Annotated in this window: 1 protein-coding gene; it reads left to right on the top strand. The window is 62.0% G+C overall.

Translation table 11 applies throughout. The features are described 5' to 3' along the window. Positions 1–191: hypothetical protein (locus tag ACXJLH_RS29255; protein ID WP_457444064.1), on the top strand; the 191-nt coding region annotated here is incomplete at its 5' end. Positions 192–1,610 lie beyond the last annotated feature (1,419 nt).

Below are 1,610 nucleotides of genomic sequence, written 5' to 3'. Positions count from 1 at the left end.
ATCTTGGTGTCTTTGACGAACCGGAGGTTGAGGCTGCGTTGCTTGCGATCGCTCTCAACCTCACGGAGGACCCCGACGTGGCAGATGCGGCGGGCGAATCTCTATCCGAGATCTGGCGTCGCAAAGGTTCGGCACCGCCTGCAACCATCGCCAACATGCATCCAGCGGCAAGAAAGTTCTTTCAACTATGAGGCGGTTTAACCCTTTGCTGCAGCGGACGGCTACGCCGCCCGCTGAGCGCGAACGTTAAGCGCACAGCCGTGTTAAAGGTTTGAGTCAATTGGAGCGTCATCCGCCAATGCCTGCCGCTGATGGCCTCGGTTTCGATGCCCAGTGCCCTTGGGAGAGGCGTGACCGCTCCGGCGTTTGCTTGGGCTGTCCGTCCTCCGGCGGCCAGCGCACGGATGGTGGCAACTCCAACAGTCTTCTTGCTGGCTTGGTCACAGGTCGGGCGCCACCTTCTCCTGCCATCCGAGCAAAAGCATCCTCGCTGGTAGTTACAGGCATGGGTAGCTCTTTGGCAACCGGGATTGCAGCCTCACATCTCTGCCACGGCAAGCTTGCCACGCCCAGTCACGCATCACCGGCCGAGTTCACGGGGCATGGCCTAACTGAAACAGCCACAACCCCAGTGCGGCAGAGCCGCGCTCCGGTCATCCGCCTGGCTGCTTCAAGGCCTTCGCGCCCATCAGCCTGGGGGTGGCGGGCAGCAGTAGGCGGTTCACCGGCGCCTAACCACTCAGTCAAGGGGACGTCTTGCGCGTACGCGCAAGCCGCCCCTTACCTCGAACGTTAAGCGCACAGCCGTGTTGAAGGTTTGAGTCACTTGGAACGTCATCTGCCAGTGGTTGCCGTTCATGGCCTCGGTCTCGATGCCCCGTGCCCCTGGGAGTGGCGTGTCCGCTCCGCCGTCAGCTTGGGCTGTCCGTCCTCTGGCGGCCAGCGCACGAACGCTGGCCGCTTCAGCCGTCTTCTTGCCTGCGTGTCACAAGTTGGTCGCATCGTCCGTCCGCCATCCGCGCTGCGGCGCCCTGGTCGCGTTTCCACAGTCAAACAGCCAAGCCGGCGAGTTCTGGCATGGGTTTCTATGTGGCAATCCGGATAGCAGCTTTGCATCTCTACCCCGCTACGCTTGTAGCGCTTGGCCATCAAACACGAGTCAAAGTCTCTATGGCCGGCCTAACTGAAACAGCCACAACCCCAGTGCGGCAGAGCCGCGCTCCGGTCACCAGCGCGGCGGCTTCGAGGCTTTCGCGCCCTTCAGCCTGGGGGTGGCGGGCAGCAGCAGGTGCTTCACCGGCGCCTAACCACTCAGTCAAGGGGACGTCTTGCGCGTACGCGCAAGCCGCCCCTTACCTCGAACGTTGAGGCTGTCAAATAACCTGAAGTCGGGTCGCCACCGATTCATTTCTTGACGCCTAGTGCGTCAAATGAGCGGACTCGTTCAGGAGTCCCGCGATGCCCCGCTACAAGCCCTGTGATCGCCACGCGCTGTTGCTGCCGGTGGTGCTGTCAGAACAGATCTTGCCGGGCAGCTTCGCCTTCGCGCTGGACTACCTGGTTGAGCACGAGCTTGATCTGACGGCACTGGATGCGCGCTTCAAGAACGA

The sequence above is a fragment of the Roseateles sp. P5_E4 genome, assembly GCF_054049255.1.
The sequence above is the reverse complement of the archived record's forward strand: the minus strand, read 5'-3'. Positions and strand labels throughout refer to the sequence as shown.